Source organism: Streptomyces sp. P5F9 (genome assembly GCF_057961495.1).
Map to the genome: position 1 here is coordinate 1 of NZ_JBXVPZ010001003.1, position 809 is coordinate 809.

Sequence of the window (809 nt, forward strand, 5' to 3'; positions counted from 1 at the left end):
TGGCCCGACGCGTTGCTGGACGAAACCGACGTAGAGGAACTGGGCCGGGCCTGGCTCGGGCTGCTGAACGGCCTCGCCGCGCACACCGCCGACCCCTCGGCCGGCGGCCACACCCCCTCCGACTTCCCGCTGGTTTCCCTGTCTCAGGAGGGTGTGGAGGAGCTGGAGTCGGCGGTGTCCGGTGTGGAGGATGTGTGGCCGCTGTCCCCGCTCCAGGAAGGGCTGTTGTTCCACGCGTCTCTCGACGAGGGCGCTGGGGCGGATGTGTACGCCGGTCAGCGTGCGCTCGCTCTGGACGGGCCTTTGGACGTTGGTCGGCTGCGGGCGTCGTGGGATGTGGTGGTGGGGCGGCATGCGATTTTGCGTGCGGGGTTCCATCGGCTGGCGTCGGGTGAAGCGGTGCAGGTCGTCCCGCAGGAGGTGGAACTCCCTTGGCGGGAGGTCGACTTGAGTGGTCTCACGGAGGCCGAGGCGGAAGCTGAGGCAGCCCGGTTGTCCGGGGACGAGCTGTCCGCTGGGTTCGATCTCGCGAGGGGTCCACTGCTGAGGCTGTTGCTGCTTCGTCTCGGCGAGCGGCGCCACCGGCTGGTGATGACGTCGCATCACAGCGTCGTTGACGGCTGGTCGTTGTCCGTGATGATCGATGAACTCTCGGCGGCGTACGCCGCGGGCGGGGATGCCGGGGCGTTGCCTGCGGTGCGGTCGTACCGGGATTACCTGTCGTGGCTCGGCCGTCAGGATCGGGAGGCTGCGCGGGTTGCGTGGCGGGAGGAGTTGGCGGGGGCGGAGGAGCCGACGCTGGTTGCTCC

1 protein-coding gene is annotated in these 809 nt (G+C 69.5%); it reads left to right on the plus strand.

All coding sequences use genetic code 11. The annotated features are described in order from the left end of the window. Window positions 1–809, plus strand: an 809-nt coding sequence (locus AC31A1_RS52090; RefSeq protein WP_489660024.1) for a condensation domain-containing protein, incomplete at both ends; no start/stop codon positions are given.